Source organism: Aquimarina atlantica, from assembly GCF_000626715.1.
Taxonomy (GTDB): Bacteria; Bacteroidota; Bacteroidia; order Flavobacteriales; family Flavobacteriaceae; genus Aquimarina; species Aquimarina atlantica.
On record NZ_AQRA01000012.1, the window covers coordinates 59,167 to 78,948 of the forward strand.

Annotated in this window: 16 protein-coding genes; 10 read left to right on the forward strand and 6 right to left on the reverse strand. The window is 33.0% G+C overall.

Annotated features, from left to right (window positions below; all coding sequences use genetic code 11):
- Window positions 1-46: 46 nt before the first annotated feature.
- Complete coding sequence (lysA, locus tag ATO12_RS22090) at window positions 47-1,276, forward strand: diaminopimelate decarboxylase (protein WP_034246811.1); 1,230 nt, start codon at window positions 47-49, stop codon at window positions 1,274-1,276.
- Between the two features lie 80 nt (window positions 1,277-1,356).
- Here lysA and ATO12_RS22095 read toward each other — a convergent pair whose 3' ends face one another.
- Entirely contained in the window at window positions 1,357-2,880 is a 1,524-nt protein-coding gene (locus tag ATO12_RS22095) for an amidohydrolase family protein (RefSeq protein ID WP_240486168.1), read from the reverse strand.
- Window positions 2,881-3,121: 241 nt separating this feature from the next.
- On the opposite strand from ATO12_RS22095, the gene ATO12_RS22100 reads away from it, so the two are divergent.
- Window positions 3,122-3,634, forward strand: coding sequence for an SRPBCC family protein (locus tag ATO12_RS22100; protein WP_034246814.1), 513 nt, complete (start codon window positions 3,122-3,124; stop codon window positions 3,632-3,634).
- On the opposite strand, the gene ATO12_RS22105 is transcribed toward ATO12_RS22100, so the two are convergent.
- The 4 genes from ATO12_RS22105 to guaA all read right to left on the reverse strand — a co-directional run bounded on the left by ATO12_RS22105 (window position 3,635) and on the right by guaA (window position 8,593).
- Window positions 3,635-3,859 (reverse strand): DUF3820 family protein, encoded by a 225-nt coding sequence (locus ATO12_RS22105; protein WP_034246815.1) that lies wholly within the window; start codon window positions 3,857-3,859, stop codon window positions 3,635-3,637. It lies immediately after the preceding gene.
- Window positions 3,860-3,879: 20 nt separating this feature from the next.
- On the reverse strand, window positions 3,880-4,416 hold the full coding sequence (locus ATO12_RS22110) for a DUF922 domain-containing protein (protein WP_034246817.1): 537 nt from the start codon (window positions 4,414-4,416) through the stop codon (window positions 3,880-3,882).
- 430 nt (window positions 4,417-4,846) lie between these two features.
- The gene (locus tag ATO12_RS22115; protein WP_034246819.1) at window positions 4,847-7,012 is read right to left on the reverse strand and encodes a PBP1 and LysM peptidoglycan-binding domain-containing protein; all 2,166 of its coding nucleotides are present in this window, start codon (window positions 7,010-7,012) and stop codon (window positions 4,847-4,849) included.
- Window positions 7,013-7,063: 51 nt separating this feature from the next.
- On the reverse strand, window positions 7,064-8,593 hold the full coding sequence (gene guaA / locus ATO12_RS22120; RefSeq protein WP_034246821.1) for a glutamine-hydrolyzing GMP synthase: 1,530 nt from the start codon (window positions 8,591-8,593) through the stop codon (window positions 7,064-7,066).
- Window positions 8,594-8,830: 237 nt separating this feature from the next.
- Between guaA and ATO12_RS22125 the strand changes: the two genes are divergently transcribed.
- Window positions 8,831-9,157: a hypothetical protein gene (locus ATO12_RS22125; RefSeq protein WP_034246822.1), complete on the forward strand. Its 327-nt coding sequence runs from the start codon at window positions 8,831-8,833 to the stop codon at window positions 9,155-9,157.
- A gap of 57 nt (window positions 9,158-9,214) precedes the next feature.
- Here the strand turns inward: ATO12_RS22125 and bshC are convergent, their stop codons facing one another.
- Window positions 9,215-10,810: a bacillithiol biosynthesis cysteine-adding enzyme BshC gene (bshC, locus tag ATO12_RS22130; protein ID WP_034246824.1), complete on the reverse strand. Its 1,596-nt coding sequence runs from the start codon at window positions 10,808-10,810 to the stop codon at window positions 9,215-9,217.
- A gap of 217 nt (window positions 10,811-11,027) precedes the next feature.
- Between bshC and ATO12_RS22135 the strand changes: the two genes are divergently transcribed.
- The 7 genes from ATO12_RS22135 to ATO12_RS22165 all read left to right on the forward strand — a co-directional run bounded on the left by ATO12_RS22135 (window position 11,028) and on the right by ATO12_RS22165 (window position 19,748).
- Window positions 11,028-13,514, forward strand: coding sequence for a M14 family metallopeptidase (locus tag ATO12_RS22135; RefSeq protein ID WP_034246826.1), 2,487 nt, complete (start codon window positions 11,028-11,030; stop codon window positions 13,512-13,514).
- An 11-nt stretch (window positions 13,515-13,525) separates the two neighbouring features.
- Window positions 13,526-15,700, forward strand: coding sequence for a M3 family metallopeptidase (locus tag ATO12_RS22140; RefSeq protein ID WP_034246829.1), 2,175 nt, complete (start codon window positions 13,526-13,528; stop codon window positions 15,698-15,700).
- Between the two features lie 241 nt (window positions 15,701-15,941).
- Window positions 15,942-16,664 carry a hypothetical protein gene (locus tag ATO12_RS22145; RefSeq protein WP_034246831.1) on the forward strand — a complete coding sequence of 241 codons (723 nt, stop codon included), beginning with the start codon at window positions 15,942-15,944 and terminating at the stop codon, window positions 16,662-16,664.
- Between the two features lie 16 nt (window positions 16,665-16,680).
- Window positions 16,681-17,748 carry a ribosome small subunit-dependent GTPase A gene (gene rsgA, locus ATO12_RS22150; protein WP_034246833.1) on the forward strand — a complete coding sequence of 356 codons (1,068 nt, stop codon included), beginning with the start codon at window positions 16,681-16,683 and terminating at the stop codon, window positions 17,746-17,748.
- Window positions 17,749-17,765: 17 nt separating this feature from the next.
- Window positions 17,766-18,473 (forward strand): hypothetical protein, encoded by a 708-nt coding sequence (locus ATO12_RS22155; RefSeq protein WP_034246835.1) that lies wholly within the window; start codon window positions 17,766-17,768, stop codon window positions 18,471-18,473.
- Between the two features lie 57 nt (window positions 18,474-18,530).
- Window positions 18,531-19,007, forward strand: a complete 477-nt coding sequence (locus ATO12_RS22160) for a hypothetical protein (protein WP_034246836.1) — start codon at window positions 18,531-18,533, stop codon at window positions 19,005-19,007.
- Window positions 19,008-19,013: 6 nt separating this feature from the next.
- Window positions 19,014-19,748, forward strand: coding sequence for a hypothetical protein (locus ATO12_RS22165; protein WP_034246838.1), 735 nt, complete (start codon window positions 19,014-19,016; stop codon window positions 19,746-19,748).
- Window positions 19,749-19,782: the final 34 nt, after the last annotated feature.

Genomic DNA, 19,782 nt, shown 5'->3' on the forward strand with positions numbered 1-19,782 from the left:
ATCTCTAATTTTATTGATAATTTCGTAGGCTTAAATTTGTGACACAATGGAAAATGAAAATTTATTAGCAATTGCAAATGAGTTTGGGAGTCCAGTTTATGTATACGACTCTTCAAAAATTATCTCACAGTATGATCGTCTTTCTGATGCTTTTAAGAAAGTTAAACGGTTAAAACTTAATTATGCAGTCAAGGCACTGTCTAATATTGCTATTTTAAAATTGATGAATTCATTAGGAGCCGGGCTAGATACTGTTTCTGTTCAAGAAGTAGAACTAGGGTTAAAGGCTGGTGTCAAACCAAGTAATATTGTTTTTACTCCAAACGGGGTTTCTCTTGAAGAAATAGAAGAGGTTTCTGCTTTGGGCGTACAAATAAATATTGATAACCTTTCTATCCTGGAGCAATTTGGCACAAAACATCCTAATGTTCCGGTATGCATTCGTATGAATCCACATGTCATGGCAGGAGGAAACAGTAAAATATCTGTAGGACATATAGATAGTAAATTTGGGATATCAATTCATCAAATTCCACATATCCTTAGGATTGTAGAAAATACAGGAATGCGTATTAATGGAATACATATGCATACCGGTAGTGATATTCTGGATATCGAAGTATTTTTGCGTGCTTGTGAAATACTTTTTGAAACTGCCATGAATTTCAAAAATCTTGATTTTATCGATTTTGGAAGTGGATTTAAAGTACCTTATAAATTAGGTGATATTGAAACTAATATTGAGGAGTTTGGTAGTAAAATGACTAAACGTTTTAATACTTTTTGTAAAGAATATGGTAAAGAATTAACACTAGGTTTTGAACCCGGTAAATTCCTGGTGAGTGAAGCGGGATACTTTTTGGCTCAAGTAAATGTAATCAAACAAACTACATCTACTGTTTTTGCAGGAATCGATAGTGGTTTTAACCACTTTATTCGACCAATGTTCTATAATTCTCATCATGAGATTATTAATATTTCTAATCCAAACGGAAGAGAACGATTTTATTCGGTAGTTGGATATATTTGTGAAACAGATACTTTTGCTACAAACAGAAGAGTTTCTGAAATTAATGAAGGTGATACAATTGCTTTTAAAAATGCAGGTGCTTACTGTTTTTCTATGTCTAGTAATTACAATTCTCGTTATCGCCCGGCAGAAGTATTATGGCATGAAGGAAAAGCACATTTGATTCGTAAACGTGAAACATTTGAAGACCTTACCAGAAATCAAGTAGATATTGATGTCTTTTCTAAAGTTGCAGAAACAACATAATATAACACTTAAACAGATATACAAAAGCGTCAGATAAAAATCTGACGCTTTTTAATTTTATAACTTTTGATTAAACAGGTTTACTCCTTTATCCCGGGTTGTAAAATAGTAAACTTCTCTTTTTCTTTTGCCTCATCTACCATTCTTTTTACATCTGCAAGAAGCGCTTTAGCATCATAAATTATTCCATCTTTAATGGTATATTTAACCCCTCCTGCCCGAATAACCTTATTATCATCTGTTAATCGAATAGCTCCTGTTCCGTAAAGTACTTTTAAATTCTGAAGTGGGTTTTCTTCTACTACTACAAAATCTGCTAGCTTACCTACTTCGACAGAACCAATTTTATCTGACACTCCTAAAGCTTCTGCTCCACTTAATGTGGCCGCTCTAATTATTTCGAGAGGATGAAAACCAGCTTCTCTAAATAATTCTAATTCTCGGATATATGCAAACCCATATAATTGAAAAATAAATCCAGAATCTGATCCCACAGTAACACGTCCTCCTCTATTTTTATATTCATTAATAAAAGCCATCCATAATCGATAATTTTCTCTCCATACCACTTCTTGTTCTGTTCCCCAGTCATGCCAATACGAGCCATGTGAGATTTTACTAGGTTGATAAAACTTCCATAACGAAGGCAATGTATAAGTTTCATGCCATTCTGCCCTACGGGCTCTTTGTAAATCTCTACTCGCTTCGTAAATATTAAAGGTTGGATCGAGTGTAAAATCAAGTGCTATTAACTCGTTCATTACTTTATTCCAATGATCAGAATAAGGTTTCGCTGCTTGTTTCCATAGCTTACCTGCTTCTTCAAATCGATGTTGTTCATTTTGATAATTATAATCCAAAGGGTAATGCTGAATGGTTTTATCCTCGAATAACGCTTCTGGTAATCCATACCAGTGTTCCATAGAGGTAAGTCCCGCTTTTGCAGAATGTAAGACATTCCATCGAGCCACATCGGTTTGCGAATGATGACAGGCAGAACGCAGTCCTAGTTTTTTGTTTTCATCTAGTGCAGCTGTCATAATTTCTGGAGCTGCTCCAAAGAATTTTATCCCATCTGCTCCTTTCTTTGCATTTTCCTGAACCCATTTTCTTGCCATCTCAGGAGTACTTATTGGCGAAGCACTACCCTGTCCAAATCCCGTATATGCAAAAATACGAGGAGCTATAATTTCATTTTTTTCACTTGCTCTTTTTAACTTCATTGTCCAGTCTACACCTCTTCCGCTAGGCTCTCTAACGGTTGTTATACCATGTGCCATCCATAATTTAAAAACATAATCAGCATCTGCGCCTTGCGCCACTCCGCCAATATGCCCATGCATATCTACAAAACCCGGCAACACATACATTCCTTCTGCATTAAGCTCCTTACCTCCGGGTTTTAATACAGGACGTTTAGCTGCATTGATTGGCATACCTGGATATCCAACAACAACAATATTTTTAATTATATTATTTTCTATAACAATATCAACTGGCCCTCTTGGGGGTGCCCCATTACCATTAATTAGTGTTATACCTCTGATGATTAATTGAGAAAAAGGTCCTTCTTTAAACTCTTGCGCATTGGTTTGCAACACCATAAATACAACAAGAAGACAAAGTACATGTTTTGTGATTTTCATTTTAAAAGATTTGCATGAAATAAGAAAGATGAGTGTATTTCTTTACGCTTTAAAAACACTCTATCTTTATAATTGTGATTAAACTTACTCAATTCAAAATAAAATTAAATGATCTCTATGAAGAATTTAACACCAATACGTTCTTAGTAATAAATTTAATATTCACTATCTTTAATACAGCATCAAAATCATTTTAATCATGGAAAAGTTACAATGGAATTCGTTTACCAAAAAAATTCACATCCATAAGTCTATTGAAGAACTATATGATTTATGGGCAACTCCCAAAGGGATTACTTCCTGGTTTTTAAAACATGCCGAATACAGCACTATTGATGGACAAATCAGAAAACCATCAGAGCGTATACAAAAAGGCGATACATATACCTGGCAATGGCATAATTGGGATGAAAAAGAAAAGGGAGAAGTACTAGAAGCTAACGGAAATAACTATATTGAAATTAGCTTTAGTAGTTCAAAAGTTTCGGTAAAACTCGAAAAGAAAAACAATACAACTATGGTTATTTTATCTCAATTTGATATCCCTGTAGATGATAAAAGTAAGTTACAAATACATTATGGATGTAGTAATGGTTGGACGTTTTGGCTCGCCAATCTAAAAGCTTTTGTAGAACACGGTATTTTGCTAAATGAAACTGAAATAAATTTACAGGAGAATGAACTTTCGGGATATGAATTTGTAAATATGTGATTATAAATTTTTAATATTTCGAACTAAATACTCTAATCCGTTCAGTTTTAATTCATATACCGTTTGCATTTGTTGCCCCAGTAATCCTTTGGGAAAACCTTTGTTGTGATACCATACAATATAATACTCTGGAAGATCGATCAGATATCTATCTTTATACTTACCAAATGGCATTTTGGCATGGGCTAATTTGATTAAAAAATCCTTTTGAAGTTGGATTTCCATGAGGTTGGTTATAACAACAATTATTTAGTAAAATCTCGGTAATACCACATTAGTGTTTCAACCTTCTTGTTCCATTTTTTTTGGGCTTCTTTATTTCTTGAATGCTCCGTTTCTTCATCATATCTGTCTTGCATATTGATTCTCATTCTCTCTACCAACTTATACATTTTATTAAGATCTCTTCTTATATTTTTCCCGGCACTATATTCTTTTAATCTTTTTCTCATTATTCGAGCATGTAATTCCGAAATATCAAAATGTAGTTGTTCATGTGCAAGAAGATCTTCGGACATCTGTCCTCTCTTAACCCATGATAGAGATGGATAGCAATAGCTATCTACCTGATAATTTAATTCAATTTCTCCTTTATCTTTCCCATAAGACCATTGATAGGTTATTCCTGTATTCACGCTAGCATCATAATGACTATTCAAATTTGGTTTCCCTCTAAAATCTGACCAATCTAACTCGCTTCTTTCCGCGTACGAGAATTTCCCTACATAACCATTATTACTGGCAAAAAATAAAATTAAAATAATAGTAAAGCACTTACTCATAATTGCAAACAATTATGCCCAAATAAAAGTCATATTTTTATCTATTTCAGAGACGCTGGGGGAATACAATATGGGGCAAATATTGTTTGCTCTCTGCAAAATAGCATTATTTTTTAGTTCTAAATATACACGTATTTTTAAAAAATACATAATTTCTAGAATCTAATTTTGATTTATTTTTCCTTTGTTTTCCTTTATATTCCAATCTAATCAATTATAATGCCAAGAAATCTTTATTTCATAAAACAATAATAATAAAAAAGATAACCAATACATTATCAAATATATATAAAAAATCTTTTTTTTACATATCAAAAATGTATTTTTAATCTAGTATTAAAAATATTTCCTAAATAATACTAGTATACTTTATTTTTCTTTAAAAATTGATTTTCCAGGTCAATTCTTAAGGTTTCAAAACTAACAAAAATTATTCAACCAGAGTTAATTTTAACTCATCATCAAACTTAATCAAATATGCAGCGCTATTATGGTACCCTCCTAATAGTTTCTTAGAATAGTTAAATTTATTCTCGACATATTCTGTTGTCCCTTCATAAGAAGCAGAGTGATATAGATCATCTGCGGTTCCTAATCGCATTAAAATATCATATGTTATATCAAAGCCTCGAATAGCCCAATTATTAGGATCGACACCGTATTCTTTTTGATATCTTTTAACAAATGGAGATACTTCTTCGCCTTCTTCAACTTCTTTGTTATCAAATTCTTTATCTACAGATGGGTAATGCATATGCAATTTTGATAAATGTTCATTTTTAATATTATCATTGTTAAATGCATTATTTTTATCTGTAGTAAACAATGTTATTTTATGACTTTCTGCTTTGGCATTAAGTAAAGGAATAACATTACTTATCATCGCTACATCATTTGATTCCAGAAATACCCAATTAGGTTTATTCTTATCTAAAACCTTGTTTAGTCTAACTTCATAAAGATAATTACCTTCTTCGATTTTAGCTATTTTGGCATTAGGGAATTTAGCAATTAGTTTCTCTTTAATTGGTTTATGTTTTTCTCCTTGCTGCACTATAAGCACAATATTTTTATCGATAGAATCTTTTTCTACAAACGAAATTATTTTATCCTGAAGTATTACATTCGTAGGACGAGTTTGAAAAAAATTATCGTATAAGCTAGATTCCTTTCTTGATGCAGGTGAAAAAACAGGTGTATTATATTTTTTGAGTTCTGAAGCTACAATCTCTAAATTTGTTTGATACAATGGCCCAATCACTACATTTGTTTCGTTAAAATCATTTTCTGCCATCATTTTTTTAATATACTCTTCATTGTTACTTTTTTGAGTATCAAAAACATTAAGCTCTGTTGTAATTCCTCTTGTCTTAGCAGAATCTACCGCGATCAATACTCCACTATAAAGATCTAATGCTATTCTAAGACTTTGTTTACTTTTAAGAAATTCTTCGGTATCCTTTCTAGCTTCAAAGTTTAAAGTATCTAAACCAAAAGGTAACATCACAGCTACTTTTTTAGGAGAGAAATTATAAAGGTTTTTACTTAAATCTATATATTTCTCTTTAGTCACATCAAAATTAGTACTTGCAGTTAATGTGTCTTTAGGAATTGTAATAACCATACCTGCCTTAAGTCCATCTCTTAAATATGGGTTCATTTTAAACAAAGAATCGGCAGAAATACCTGTACGTTGTAAAATTCTAAAAATAGTCTCTTTTGGTTTTACTTCATATAACTCAAATCCAGGTTGAATTGAATCTTTTAGAGAGACAAATATAGTTGTAGGTACTGTAATTTGCATTCCGATAGGGAAACTAGGATTCATATTAGGATTGAGTTTTTCTAACTCTGCTATAGTGATCCCGTGTCTTCTAGCAATATTATACTTGGTATCTTTTGGTTTTATTGTATATCTGGTTGTAGCAGACACTCTAGAATCGGTCGGATTCTTAATGGTTTCACCTGGCGAAGGTTTATCTTCGTATACCGGTATTCTTATTTTATCTTTCTTCTTTATCTGCTCTGCATACAATCGTTTATTATTCTTTTTGATATCCTCGACTGTAACTTTATATTTCTTCGCTATACCATATAACGTTTCTTTTCTTTTAACTTTATGAGTAATATACCGAATAATTTTTCGCTCTTTAGGAATAATTTTTAAACTATCAAGCACAGATTCTTTTCCTTTTTCCGAAATCGCATCAATAGCTGTAGGGTCTTTTTTTACAATTTTACCCACATTTAATATTTGTCCTATATTAATTCCTTTATCGGCTTCTGGATTAAGCAAATAAATAGTTTCTATACTGATATTGTATTTTTTAGACAAACTGTATACAGTATCATCTTTTTCTACAACATGAGTGTTATATTCCTGATCATCTGTAATTGGAATAGCTAAAATTTCTCCTTCATTAATTCCTTCTTTTGCTGTTGGATTTATTCTATATATAGCTTCTGGAGTTGTATTATAACGCTTAGCTATCCTATACACATTCTCTCCTTTCGCAACAGTATGACTTTTATATTGCTGTGCAAAAGTTGAACCTGATACTATCAACAACAGAAATATCAATAAGAACTTTTTCATGTATTTATCCGATTTGTTTTTTAATTCCCTAACTGTTTAATCTGTATATTGTTATTCCCATTCTATTGTTGCCGGAGGCTTAGAACTAATATCATATACTACTCTATTAACGCCTTTTACCCTGTTTATTATTGCATTCGAAGTTTTTTGTAAAAACTCATAAGGTAGATTTACCCAATCTGCCGTCATCCCATCGGTACTTTCTACGGCTCTTAAAGCGACACAATTTTCATAAGTGCGTTCATCTCCCATTACTCCCACACTTTGTACTGGTAGCAAAATAGCTCCTGCCTGCCAAACTTTATTATAAAGTCCATTTTCTTTTAATCCATTAATAAAGATAGCATCTACTTCTTGCAAGATAGTGACTTTCTCTGGTGTAATATCTCCCAATATTCGAATTGCTAATCCGGGACCAGGAAAGGGATGTCTTCCTAACAATTCTGGATCGAGTTCCATCGAGGCTCCTACTCTACGTACCTCATCTTTAAATAACATACGTAGTGGCTCTACGACTTTTAATTTCATAAAATCTGGTAATCCACCAACATTATGGTGAGATTTGATCGTAACAGAGGGGCCATTAACAGATATAGATTCTATTACATCTGGATAAATTGTTCCTTGCCCTAACCATTTTGCATCTTCTATTTTATGCGCTTCATCATCAAATACTTCTATAAAAATCTTTCCTATAATTTTTCGTTTTCCTTCAGGATCACTTTCTCCAGCCAATGCATCCAAAAAACGTGCCGAAGCATCAACGCCTTTAACATTAAGCCCCATTCCCTCATACTGTTCTAATACTGCAGAGAATTCATTTTTACGTAACAATCCGTTATTCACAAAAATACAGTGCAGGTTCTCACCAATAGCCTTATGCAACAGTACTGCTGCTACTGTAGAATCTACACCTCCACTTAGACCTAAAACTACTTTATCATTACCTATTTTTTCTTTAAGCTCTGCTACTGTGGCATCTACAAAAGAATTTGGTGTCCAATCAGGTTGAATATCTGCTATTTTGATTAGAAAATTCTCTAATAATTGTTTTCCATCGGTAGAGTGATATACTTCTGGATGAAATTGAATAGCATAAGTTTGCTCGTTTTCTATCCTATATGCTGCATTTTCTACATCTTCTGTACTTGCTAATCTAACAGCTCCAGTAGGAAGTTTCTTTATAGTATCACTATGACTCATCCATACCTGGGAACCTTTAGTAATATTTTCAAAAAACTGTTCTCCTTCTTGTACAAATGACAAGTTCGCCCTACCATACTCTCGTGTATTTGACGGAGCTACTTCTCCTCCGCTAAAATGAGCCAGATATTGAGCGCCATAACAAACAGCCAAAAGTGGTTTGCTACCTCGAATTGCAGATAAATCAGGATGAGGAGCATCTTCTCCTCTAACAGAAAAAGGAGAACCAGAAAGGATTACTGCCTTAAAGTCTGATACATTCTCGGGTAAATTATTATAAGGGTGTATCTCACAATATATATTTAACTCTCTAACTCTTCGTGCAATTAACTGAGTATATTGCGATCCGAAATCTAAAATAAGTACGTTGTTTTGCATAGGCAAAAATAAAATTAAATTACAACCCTCGAAATCCTAAAAGGAATAATTTTTAATATTATTTACTATCTAAGTTTTTAGGTAACATTATTCTTATAAAACAAGCAATTATCAAAAACCTTCTGCCTAAACCATTTAACCGTTCGTCGATATTTAATTGTATTTCATCGATTGTAATCATTATAAACGACACAATCATTTTAAATTTACATCAGAAACCTTCTAATCCCCAATACCATGAATAACTTTACTTTAAAACTTGTCATAATTATTATTCTTTTTTCTAATACAAGGTGTTTTGCCAGCGACACCGAACATAGCATAAGAATTTCTGATCAACAGATATCAAATCTCATGATGAAAATCCCTAACACTTCGATAAATCAAAAGATCTCATCTAATACTTCAATAAGTAAAAAAAATAGGGCTCTTACTATGTCTATTTTAGAATTTATTAAAGAACATACTGACCCATATAAAAAGAAAAATGAAGCTCAAGGTAGTTGGATTAAAAGCACCAAGTGGATTAAAGATCCTAATTGGATAAAAAAAGAACTTGTGTAACACCAAGTGATTATCTTATAAAATATCTTATTTACTAAAAAAACTTGACTCCACTTTTTAATATTTTAAGATCAAAAACTCTCCTTTTAAAGGGTCAAGATGTTTCATTAATGTTGGAATCAAATCATCGCCATACTCCAGGTAGAATTCTGCAAAGTTAGTATTACGTTCTTGCAAACTTTGATTGGGAAAAAGCTCATTTTGAAGTGTCGTTAAACGTTTTACGTGATCACTTAATTTACGTCTTTGTGCTTTTAGCAATCGTTTTTCTAAAACATCTAATCCTTTAAGTTGTTTTATTTCTTGTGCTTTTACCGCATTATTAAAAGTTACATCTGTTTGCTCTGCGAGTACGTACATGGCTTTAAACTGCTCTTTTAAATGCTTACGTTGCGGATCAAAATCAATATTTATATTAGAGATACGACGTACCTTACGGTTAATTAATTCATGTTGTTTTAGAAATAATTCGGTATCAGAAACATTTAATTTTTCTATTTTCTCAGCTTGTTTTTTGGTTTGAATCAGTACCGAATTACGAAGTAACAACATAGGAAAAGGTACATCTACAGTTTCAAAATAATCCTTTAATTCTAACCAATATGCTAATTCTCCACCACCACCGATATAACAAAGGTTGGGTAAAATCACTTCCTGATACAAAGGTCGCATCATTACATTAGGGCTAAACCTCTCTGGGTGCTCAGAGAGTTCTTTTAATATCTCACTTTTACTCCAAGAGATATCGGTTTCGTTTACAAAATATTTTTCTTCTTTTTCAATAATTCGTTCTCGTAATCCGTCTGCCAAATAAAATAAATTAATTTCTCTGGGATTCACCTGTACTTTATACCCTTGCGCTTCTAGTTTTTCTGCTTTTGGTATTACTTTAGTATACGCGACTTGATTAGTTAATTCTCTTTCGACAAATGGCGTAAAAAGCTTTTTTAATTTACGATCATCTCCATCTACAATCACCAAACCATACTCTCCAAATAATTCATTAGCCAGATATCGTGTGGCTTCGGCAAGATGATTATGTTGCAGGTAAGCTTCCTTAAATAAGGACTTAAGGTATTCTGCATTTCTTCCTGCTCCAATTTCCAAAGAAAAAATTTCAAAAACTTTATCTAATCCTTCGGTATCAAAAACCCCTACTGCTCCTCCATCATTACGATTCCATTGTATCTTCTTTCCAAAAAGATTAAAATAATTAATCTCTTCAAAATCATGATCTTCTGTTGCCATCCAATATATAGGCACAAAATCATATTCGGGGTATTTCTCTTTTAAATCTTTAGTAAGATTGATCGTAGAAATAATTTTATATAAAAAATATAATGGTCCGGTAAAAAGATTAAGTTGATGGCCGGTAACGATAGTAAATGTAGTAGGCTTATCTAATGATTCTATATTTTGGCTGGTAAGATCAGAAGGGTCGACACCTTTATATTGTTTGCGTAAAGCTTGTACCAATACTTTTCTATGCTCATTAGAAAAAGAATGTTGTTTTTCTTTAATTTGATCTTTGAAGTTTTCTAATTCTGGAAAACGATTATAAAAAGGTTGTAATTCAGATTTTTGATCTAAATAGTCACAAATAAGAGAAGAAAAGTAATTCGTATCGCTAAACGGAATACAGTCACTAGGCATAAGCAAAATTTTTGGTCGATAAATATACGGCAGATTGTAATCTCATCTGCTTTTTTATATTTTTTTTAATAGTTTGAAAGAATTCATCTATAAATCTTCATCTAAATACTAAAATTTATCAATATTCTCTATTTCAAATCCTAAATTTTAGTTAATACAGATCAAATCCTAAATTTAACTCGGTATTTTACCCCTCCTAAAAAGAATTCACCGATCAATGAAAAAACTAATCATCACACTCTTTGTCGTAACTATAACGACTTGCTTAACCTATTCTCAAAACAAATTACAATCTCCTGCCGAATTTTTGGGCTATGAAATAGGCGAACAATTTACACGTCATGCAGATGTTGTAAATTATTTTAATCATGTTGCTAGTCATTCCAATATGGTAAGCTATCATACTTATGGAAAAACAAATGAGCGCAGACCGTTAACTTATGCTATTGTTTCTTCTGAAGAAAATCTAAATAACATAGAAAGTATAAGAGTAAACAATCTAAAAAATATTGGTATTGCAGAAGGTACAGCTAATCCAGAAATTGCAATTGTTTGGCTAAGTTATAATGTACATGGTAATGAAGCCTCTAGCACAGAAGCTGCTATGCAAACCATTTATGAACTAATCACTAAGAAAACTGCATGGTTACAAAATACTGTAGTTATCATAGATCCTTGTATAAATCCAGATGGTCGTGATCGATATGTAAATTGGTATAACCAAACAAAAGCTACACCTTATAATACAGATCAAATAGCAACAGAACATAATGAACCCTGGCCAGGCGGAAGACCAAACCACTACTTATTTGATCTTAACCGTGATTGGGCATGGGCAACCCAGGTAGAATCAAGACAACGTATCAAAGCATACAATACATGGATGCCACATATTCATGTAGATTTTCATGAGCAAGGTATCAACGAACCTTATTATTTTGCTCCGGCAGCAGAGCCTTTTCATGAGATCATAACTCCGTGGCAAAGAGATTTCCAAACTCAAATTGGTAAAAACCATGCTCGATATTTTGATGCAGAAGGATGGTTATTCTTTACCAGAGAACGCTTTGACCTATTATATCCTAGTTACGGAGATACCTATCCTACATTTATGGGAGCCATAGGAATGACCTATGAGCAAGCAGGACATGGGCGTGCCGGTTTAGGTATTCAAACCGACGAAGGCTATGTATTAACTTTAAAGGATCGTGCATTACATCACACTACAACAGGATTATCAACAGTAGAGATTTCTTCTAAACAAGCTACAAAATTAAACACCGAGTTTAAAAAGTTTTTTAATACCTCTGGTCTGAAATATAAAAGTTATGTGTTAAATGGAGAGGCAGATAAGATAAATGCATTGGTAAAATTACTCGAAACCCATGATATCAAATATGGATATACAAATACTGCAAAAATTTCTGGATTTAATTTTAAAGAAAATAAACAAGGAAGTATTAACGCAAACGGTGCATTGGTAGTAAGTACAAATCAACCAAAAGGTAAAATGGTAAAAGTACTTTTTGAACCCAATGCCAAACTTAGTGATCCACTTACTTATGATATTACTGCCTGGAGTGTACCCCATGCATATGGGTTAGACGCTATAGCTTCGACTTCGCTAATACCTGCCAATGGAAGCAAAAAAGCTAATACCATAAACAATACAGCTAATACATCTGGCGCAGGTTATATCACTAAATGGAACAGTATCGATGATGCTGCTTTTATGGCTGATTTACTTCGACATAATATTAGAGTACGTTTTAGTGAAAAAGATTTTAGTAATGGTGCAGAGAACTTTAAAAAAGGAAGCCTTATCATCACTAAAAGTGACAATCGAAAAACTAAAAACTATGATAAAACGGTTATCGATATCGCCAATGCTCATCAAAGAAAATTATATACAGCTCCTACCAGTTTTTCTAGTAAAGGAGTAGATTTTGGTTCTCCAGATGTAAAACTCATCAATAACCAACGTATAGCAGTATTAAAAGGTAGATATACCTCTTCATTAAGCTACGGAGAAATCTGGTATTTCTTTGAGCAACAGCTTAAATTTCCTATAACCTCAATTGATACAGATTATTTTAAGAATATTGATCTTACCAAGTATGATGTCTTAATTATGCCAAACGGATATTACAACGGGTATCTCGACAAAGGAGCTTTGGATAAATTAAAAGGATGGGTACGTAGAGGAGGTAAAGTAATTGCAATAGGTAATGCTGTTAGTGCTTTTGCAGATAAAAAAGGGTTTGATCTTAAGAAAAATAAGGCTGATAAAAAGGAAAAAGACTCTATCGGCAATCTTACTCCTTATGATCAACGTGAACGAAAAAGCGTAAAGGATTTTATTACAGGAAGTATTTTTAAGACCAAAGTAGATCATTCGCACCCAATGGCTTTTGGATATGATGACACTTATTTTAGTCTGAAATTAGGAAGTAGTTCTTATAAATTTCTTCAGAACGGATATAATATCGCTTATATAGAAAAACCACAAAGTGTTTCTGGATTTGCAGGTGCAGATGCCCTTAAAAATCTAAACAATTCTTTGGTTTTTGGTGAATCAAGAGTCGGTAGCGGAAGCATTATCTATATGGTAGATAATCCATTGTTCAGGTCCTTCTGGGAAAATGGAAAGCTTTTCTTTGTTAATGCTATCTTCTTTACTAACAATAATAAATTTAGAATTTAAATTAAATAATCATGATTAACTCACACCTCTCTACAACCATTAAGACCGTAGCCTTATCGGCTATTGTACTTTTAGCCAGTTGTAATCAAAAGAAAGAAACTGTGAACACAACAACAGAATCAGAACCTAAAGAGACAGCAAATGTCTTATTAGAAGAATGGACCGGACCATACGGCGGTACTCCGGCATTCGATAAAATGAATGTCTCCGATATAAAACCAGCTCTTGAAAAAGGAATGGAACTTAATCTTAAAGAAATCGATGAGATTGCAAATAACTCTGAGGCTCCTACTTTTGAAAATACCATTGTTGCTATGGAGAGAGCCGGAGCAGAACTCGATAGAATTTTTACATACTATGGTATTCTAAGTAGTAATATGTCTTCGCCAGAATTTAGAGATGTTCAAAAAGAAATGGCTCCTAAACTATCAGAGTTTAGTTCTAAAATATCGCAAAACGAAAAATTGTTTAAGCGCATTAAAACCGTTTATGACAATGCTCAAAAAACACCATTAGAGGCAGATCAACAACGTGTAGTAGAACTTACTTACAAGTCTTTTGCCATGAATGGAGCAGAATTAGACGAAGAAAAGAAGAAACGCTATGCAGCGATTAACAAAGAATTATCAGAACTGTATACCAATTTTTCGAATAATGTGTTAGAAGATGAAGAAGGATATGTAACCTATCTAACCAAAGATCAATTAAGTGGTTTATCAGATCCTCTGATCAAAGCATATGCAAAAGCAGCTACAGATAGAGGCCAAGAAGGTAAATATGCAGTAACGAATACAAGATCTTCTATGGACCCTTTCCTTACGTATTCTGATGAACGTGCTATACGTGAAAAAGTATGGAAGAATTATTATTCTCGAGGAGATAATGGCGATGACAAGGATAATAACGAAAATATCGCTAAAATCCTGAAACTAAGAAAAGAACGTGTTGGATTATTAGGACATGATAACTATGCAGACTGGAGGCTACAAAATCGTATGGCTAAGAATCCTGACAATGCAATGAAGCTTATGAATGCTGTTTGGCCAGCTGCTATAGCCAGAGTAAAAGAAGAAGTAACCGATATGCAGGCGGTGGCAGATGCAAATGGAGATAAGATAACAATCGAACCATGGGACTATCGTTACTATGCAGAAAAAGTAAGAAAAAAGAAATACGATCTGGATTCTGATGAAGTAAAACAATATTTACAATTAGATAAATTGAGAGAAGCTATGTTCTTTGTAGCTGGCGAATTATTTAATTACAAATTCACTCCGATTGAAGAAGGTAAAATTCCTGTTTTTCATGAAGATGTAAAAGTATGGGAAGTAAATGACAAAACCTCTGGAGAACATATCGGCCTATGGTATCTCGATCCATTTGCCAGACCTGGTAAACGATCTGGAGCGTGGGCTACCACATATAGAAGTCATACTACTTTTGATGGCAAAAAGAATGTACTCGCTTCTAACAACTCTAATTTTGTTAAACCAGCTCCAGGAGAAGCAGTTTTAGTTTCCTGGGATGATGCTACGACTTTTTTCCATGAATTTGGTCATGCTTTACACTTCTTTGCTTCAGAAGTACGATACCCAACTCTTAATGGTGGTGTACGCGATTATACAGAGTTTCAATCTCAATTGTTAGAGCGTTGGTTATCTACCGATAAAGTCATTGATAACTATCTGGTACATTACAAAACCGGAGAAGCAATCCCAAAAACACTGGTTGATAAGATTAAAAAAGCAGCTACTTTTAATCAAGGATTTGCTACAACAGAATACCTGGCTTCTGCCCTAATGGACATGAAATTTCACCTGGCAGACCCAACTAATATTGATGTAGATAAATTTGAAAAGGAAACTCTTACAGAATTAAATATGCCAAAAGAATTAGTAATGCGTCACCGCACACCGCATTTTGGGCACGTATTTTCTGGAGAAGGATATGCTACCGCTTATTATGGGTATATGTGGGCAGATGTACTTACCTCTGATGCAGCAGAAGCTTTTGCCGAAGCTCCTGGAGGATTTTATGATAAAGAAGTTGCAGCTAAATTGGTAAAGTACCTTTTTGCACCACGTAATGCTATAGATCCAGCAGAAGCATATCGTAAATTTAGAGGACGTGATGCTAAGATCGAAGCCCTAATGAAAGATAGAGGGTTCCCGGTTCCTAAATCGTAACCAAAAATAATATGTAATTAAAATACACATATGCCATTATAACAGAAGGTATATGTGTATTTTTATATAGGAGTTGTACTTGATCATTATAAAAACTAAACCACCCTAAGTTTAGAATAGATGTAATATAAGATAAGAGAACAAATAAGACATTTTTATGAAATACACGTATAGATCAGTAATCGTACTTTGCGTTCTTGTTCTTTTTTTTAATGGAAAAAAATATCAAAAAAAATCATCTATGGATATCGTTAGAGGACTTAAACCCGCCATTGCCGAATTTACCGATTTAGAGCAAAAACTCGTTATAAAAGTTGCTAAAAAACTAAAAAACAATGGGTTTCCGGTTAATGATGTAACAAGAATTCATCTCAAAAAAAGAATTCTTAATGATACCGAGTATTATACTGAAAATGAAATTACATTTTTTATAAATCCAGGAGTTTATAAAGAAGATGAGTTTAATTGGGGAATAGAGACAATTACTATAGGCTGGGAAGACCCTTCTGTCATAAGGACTCCAGACGGAGGTATTGAGTTTATAGTGGGTAATAAGATAAAGCCCGAAGATCTTGTGATGAATCTTTATGGGGTGAACGATTCCTATTCATACCATTCACTTTTAAAAGATCACAATAGTATTATTAAAGAAATAAATAATGCCTTATTGGCCAATAATTTAGAAGAAATTAAGCATTTCACTTTTCAGGGGATAGTAGGATTACTAAGAAATTACCTAATTGTAATAACGGCGCATAATGAAAACAAAAGTTTGTATGAAATGGCAATAAGAAGGGTCGATCATACCCTTATTGATTCGAAACATTTTAATAAACTCTTTGAGCAGTATCGTTTAAAAATAGATACAAATACATCGAAAATAGAAGTGTTAGATAGTTTTGACCCTACTCTCTTTCCTACTCCTGCCTCTGATCCGATGCCTCCAACTAAAAAGAAATTTTAAAAAACAAAAACACAGCATGACAATTCAGGATTTAGGATACACCAATGCTCTAGAGGAATTTAGAACCGAACAAAATTTGGATTCTTTTGAGGTGGGCAGAATACTATCTGAGCATAAAGAAAGGTATGTTATTAAGACTCCTACACAAGAATATGATGCCGAACTCATTGGTAATTTAAGATATACAGCAGAAAGTAGATATGATTTCCCTGCTGTTGGAGACTGGGTTGCCTTTTCTGAATATGACGAAGGTAAAGCTCTAATTCACGCCATTTATCCTCGAAACTCTATCATAGAAAGACGAGCCGTTGGAGTATCAGGAAAAGTGCAAATAATTGCAACAAATATTGATTATGGTCTCATTGTTCAGGCTGTTAACAGAGATTTTAATATCAATAGATTAGAAAGATATCTAACGATCTGTAATGCTTCAAAAGTCGAACCAATTATTATTTTAAGCAAGATTGATTTACTAGACGAGGCCGGTTTACAGAATATCATAAACCAAATAAAACAACGAATCAAAGACATTACAATACTTACAGTTAGCAACCAAATAGCCAAAGGATATGATACTCTAAATCAAATTATCCAAAAAGGAAAAACATACTGTTTACTCGGGTCCTCTGGAGTAGGAAAATCTACTCTTCTTAATAACCTTGCAGGTAAACAACAAATGAAAACAGGAGAAATAAGTGCGAGTGTAAACAAAGGAAAGCATATTACAAGTCACCGTGAGCTAATTGTATTGGATAATGGAGGGATTTTGATTGATAACCCCGGAATGCGAGAAGTTGGAATTGCTGATACATCAAGTGGGTTAGAAACTACATTCGAAACTATTATCGAATATGCCGACAATTGTAGATTTAAAGATTGCACACATATACATGAACAAGGTTGTGCTATATTAGAAGCTGTTGAAAACGGGGAGATTGATAAAGATTCCTATTCTAATTTTCGAAAAATGGAAAAAGAAAAAATACATTTTGAGTCAGATGCCAAAGAAAGAAAAAAGAAAGATAAAGACTTAGGAAAAATGATTAGAAATGTTCAAAAGCAAAGAAGAAATAATAAATACTAATAAAATGTAATCAATATATGAATGACAGTATAAACCTGGAACCAGAAAAAATCATTAAAACCATCGACCTGCTCGAAAAACGAGTTTCGGATCGATTTCCTGATTCGGGACTTAGAAAAGTTTGCTTTCAATTCTTACATACTGCTCAAAAAAGCAAACAAAATATCGATTGGATCTCTTCTCCAAATATTTTACTCCGTGTATTTTCTTATATGATCATACTAATTGGTTTAGGAGGGTTGATCTATAGTATCACTTACATTGATTTACAAATTGAAAATACTACCCTTGCTAATGTCGTTACGATCTCTGAAGCTATTTTTAATGATATTATACTATTAGGTGCTGCCATTTTTTTTCTTGTTTCACTAGAATCCAGACTAAAAATGAAACGAGCATTAAAATCTCTTAACGAACTCAGAGTAATTGCTCATGTTATTGATATGCATCAATTAACAAAAGACCCTAATATCACTAATGCATCAGAATGTGCTACAGAAAACTCCCCTAAACGAACCTTTACTAATTTTCAGCTTCAACGATATCTTGATTATTGTTCTGAAGCCACAGCACTAATTGGTAAAGTGGCGGCACTATATTCTCAAAGCTTACCCGACGAAAAAGTGGTAAGAGCAGTAAATGAAATCGAAATATTAACTACAGGATTAAGTACAAAAATATGGCAAAAACTAATCATATTAAACGAACTAAAAACCAATAAATAATAATTGGCTGACACGAAAAAACACTCTAAAATCTTGTCAAGTAATAAAAATAAAAACATGAATCAAGATACTATAATCAAACAGATAACATCAGATCTTCTAGAAAGCTTCACCTTCTTTGCAGATTCTAATTATACAGGATATGATCCTTTACATCCGGTTTCTAAGATTGTATATGCCGCACAGGGAGAGATTACTACACCTCCGGATTTAGGTTTTATGGGATATGGAGGTGGATCAGAAGGAGAAGCCTTTAGTGATTGTGGGGTATTAGATCTTGAGTTTTTTTTCCCACTAAATGAAGAAGGTGATTATTACCGTGAAGATGATGACGAGTATAAAGAAAAATGTTTTCATAATGCTTGCCAGGCAGTTTTACAGGCACTTACTGCTATTGCCAAAAGTGACGAATTTCAAAAAATACCTAAAGAAGGCCCTGTAGTATTTGTGCTAAACCTGATAGATCAGTTTAATAAAGTATTATGTAGAATTCATCCTGATGGAAAGGTTGAATTACCGCCAAAAAAAGAATAGTATAAAATGGAAAAAATCAAATTTCTAATCATAATGATTATACTCTTTTCTTGTAATAGCGAAAAGAAGCAGATTCTTGAAAAAAACGATACTAAAGAAGAGAATTTTACAAAAAACAAATCATCTCTTGGTATAAATAAAGAGAAAAGTACAAAAGACTTTACTAATTTTATTGCTGAAGGTTTTGAAATTGCTGTAGTTCAAAATAAGAAAAAGATAGTATTTGGTGATTTAAATCAGGATGGTTTCGAGGATTTTGTGGCTGTACTGGTAAGTTCGAATCTCAATATAGAGGACAATGATTCCGAAGAGGTTAGAATTGCTATCTATGAAGGATCAGAAAATGATAGATATATACAAAAAGCCCTAAGCGGAAACTTAACTTCTGCATTTATTCATAATGAAAACCCAACACTTAAAATAACATCCCCAATCCTAAGTGTTAGTCATCAATCTATGCGACACGATTATGAAGTAAAATTTAGATTCGAAAAAAAACACAATAACTACATGCTTATTGGCTCAGAATTAAATAACTATGGAAATGCTACTCATGATGGAGCAGGTAACACCAGTATTAATTTTTTAACCAAAACAAAAATTAAGAAGCTATTCGCATATGATCATGAAAAAGAAAAATTAAACGACCTGAAACCTGTGATAACAAAAATCGAAGAAGACTTAATATCAATTACTCAAATTAATGACCTCAACATATATAAAATTATAGGAAGTGAATAAAAGTTAATACCACATATAAAAGTTTCATACTCAT

Bases quoted from the DNA above. Each gene is read 5' to 3' on its own strand.
- ATO12_RS22110 (WP_034246817.1), bottom strand. From the start codon at position 4,416: ATGAGTAAGTGCTTTACTATTATTTTAATTTTATTTTTTGCCAGTAAT.
- ATO12_RS22145 (WP_034246831.1), top strand. From the start codon at position 15,942: ATGGATATCGTTAGAGGACTTAAACCCGCCATTGCCGAATTTACCGAT.
- ATO12_RS22125 (WP_034246822.1), top strand. From the start codon at position 8,831: ATGAATAACTTTACTTTAAAACTTGTCATAATTATTATTCTTTTTTCT.
- ATO12_RS22160 (WP_034246836.1), top strand. From the start codon at position 18,531: ATGAATCAAGATACTATAATCAAACAGATAACATCAGATCTTCTAGAA.
- ATO12_RS22165 (WP_034246838.1), top strand. From the start codon at position 19,014: ATGGAAAAAATCAAATTTCTAATCATAATGATTATACTCTTTTCTTGT.
- rsgA (WP_034246833.1), top strand. From the start codon at position 16,681: ATGACAATTCAGGATTTAGGATACACCAATGCTCTAGAGGAATTTAGA.
- ATO12_RS22115 (WP_034246819.1), bottom strand. From the start codon at position 7,012: ATGAAAAAGTTCTTATTGATATTTCTGTTGTTGATAGTATCAGGTTCA.
- bshC (WP_034246824.1), bottom strand. From the start codon at position 10,810: ATGCCTAGTGACTGTATTCCGTTTAGCGATACGAATTACTTTTCTTCT.
- ATO12_RS22100 (WP_034246814.1), top strand. From the start codon at position 3,122: ATGGAAAAGTTACAATGGAATTCGTTTACCAAAAAAATTCACATCCAT.
- guaA (WP_034246821.1), bottom strand. From the start codon at position 8,593: ATGCAAAACAACGTACTTATTTTAGATTTCGGATCGCAATATACTCAG.
- ATO12_RS22140 (WP_034246829.1), top strand. From the start codon at position 13,526: ATGATTAACTCACACCTCTCTACAACCATTAAGACCGTAGCCTTATCG.
- ATO12_RS22135 (WP_034246826.1), top strand. From the start codon at position 11,028: ATGAAAAAACTAATCATCACACTCTTTGTCGTAACTATAACGACTTGC.
- ATO12_RS22105 (WP_034246815.1), bottom strand. From the start codon at position 3,859: ATGGAAATCCAACTTCAAAAGGATTTTTTAATCAAATTAGCCCATGCC.
- ATO12_RS22155 (WP_034246835.1), top strand. From the start codon at position 17,766: ATGAATGACAGTATAAACCTGGAACCAGAAAAAATCATTAAAACCATC.
- lysA (WP_034246811.1), top strand. From the start codon at position 47: ATGGAAAATGAAAATTTATTAGCAATTGCAAATGAGTTTGGGAGTCCA.
- ATO12_RS22095 (WP_240486168.1), bottom strand. From the start codon at position 2,880: ATGGTGTTGCAAACCAATGCGCAAGAGTTTAAAGAAGGACCTTTTTCT.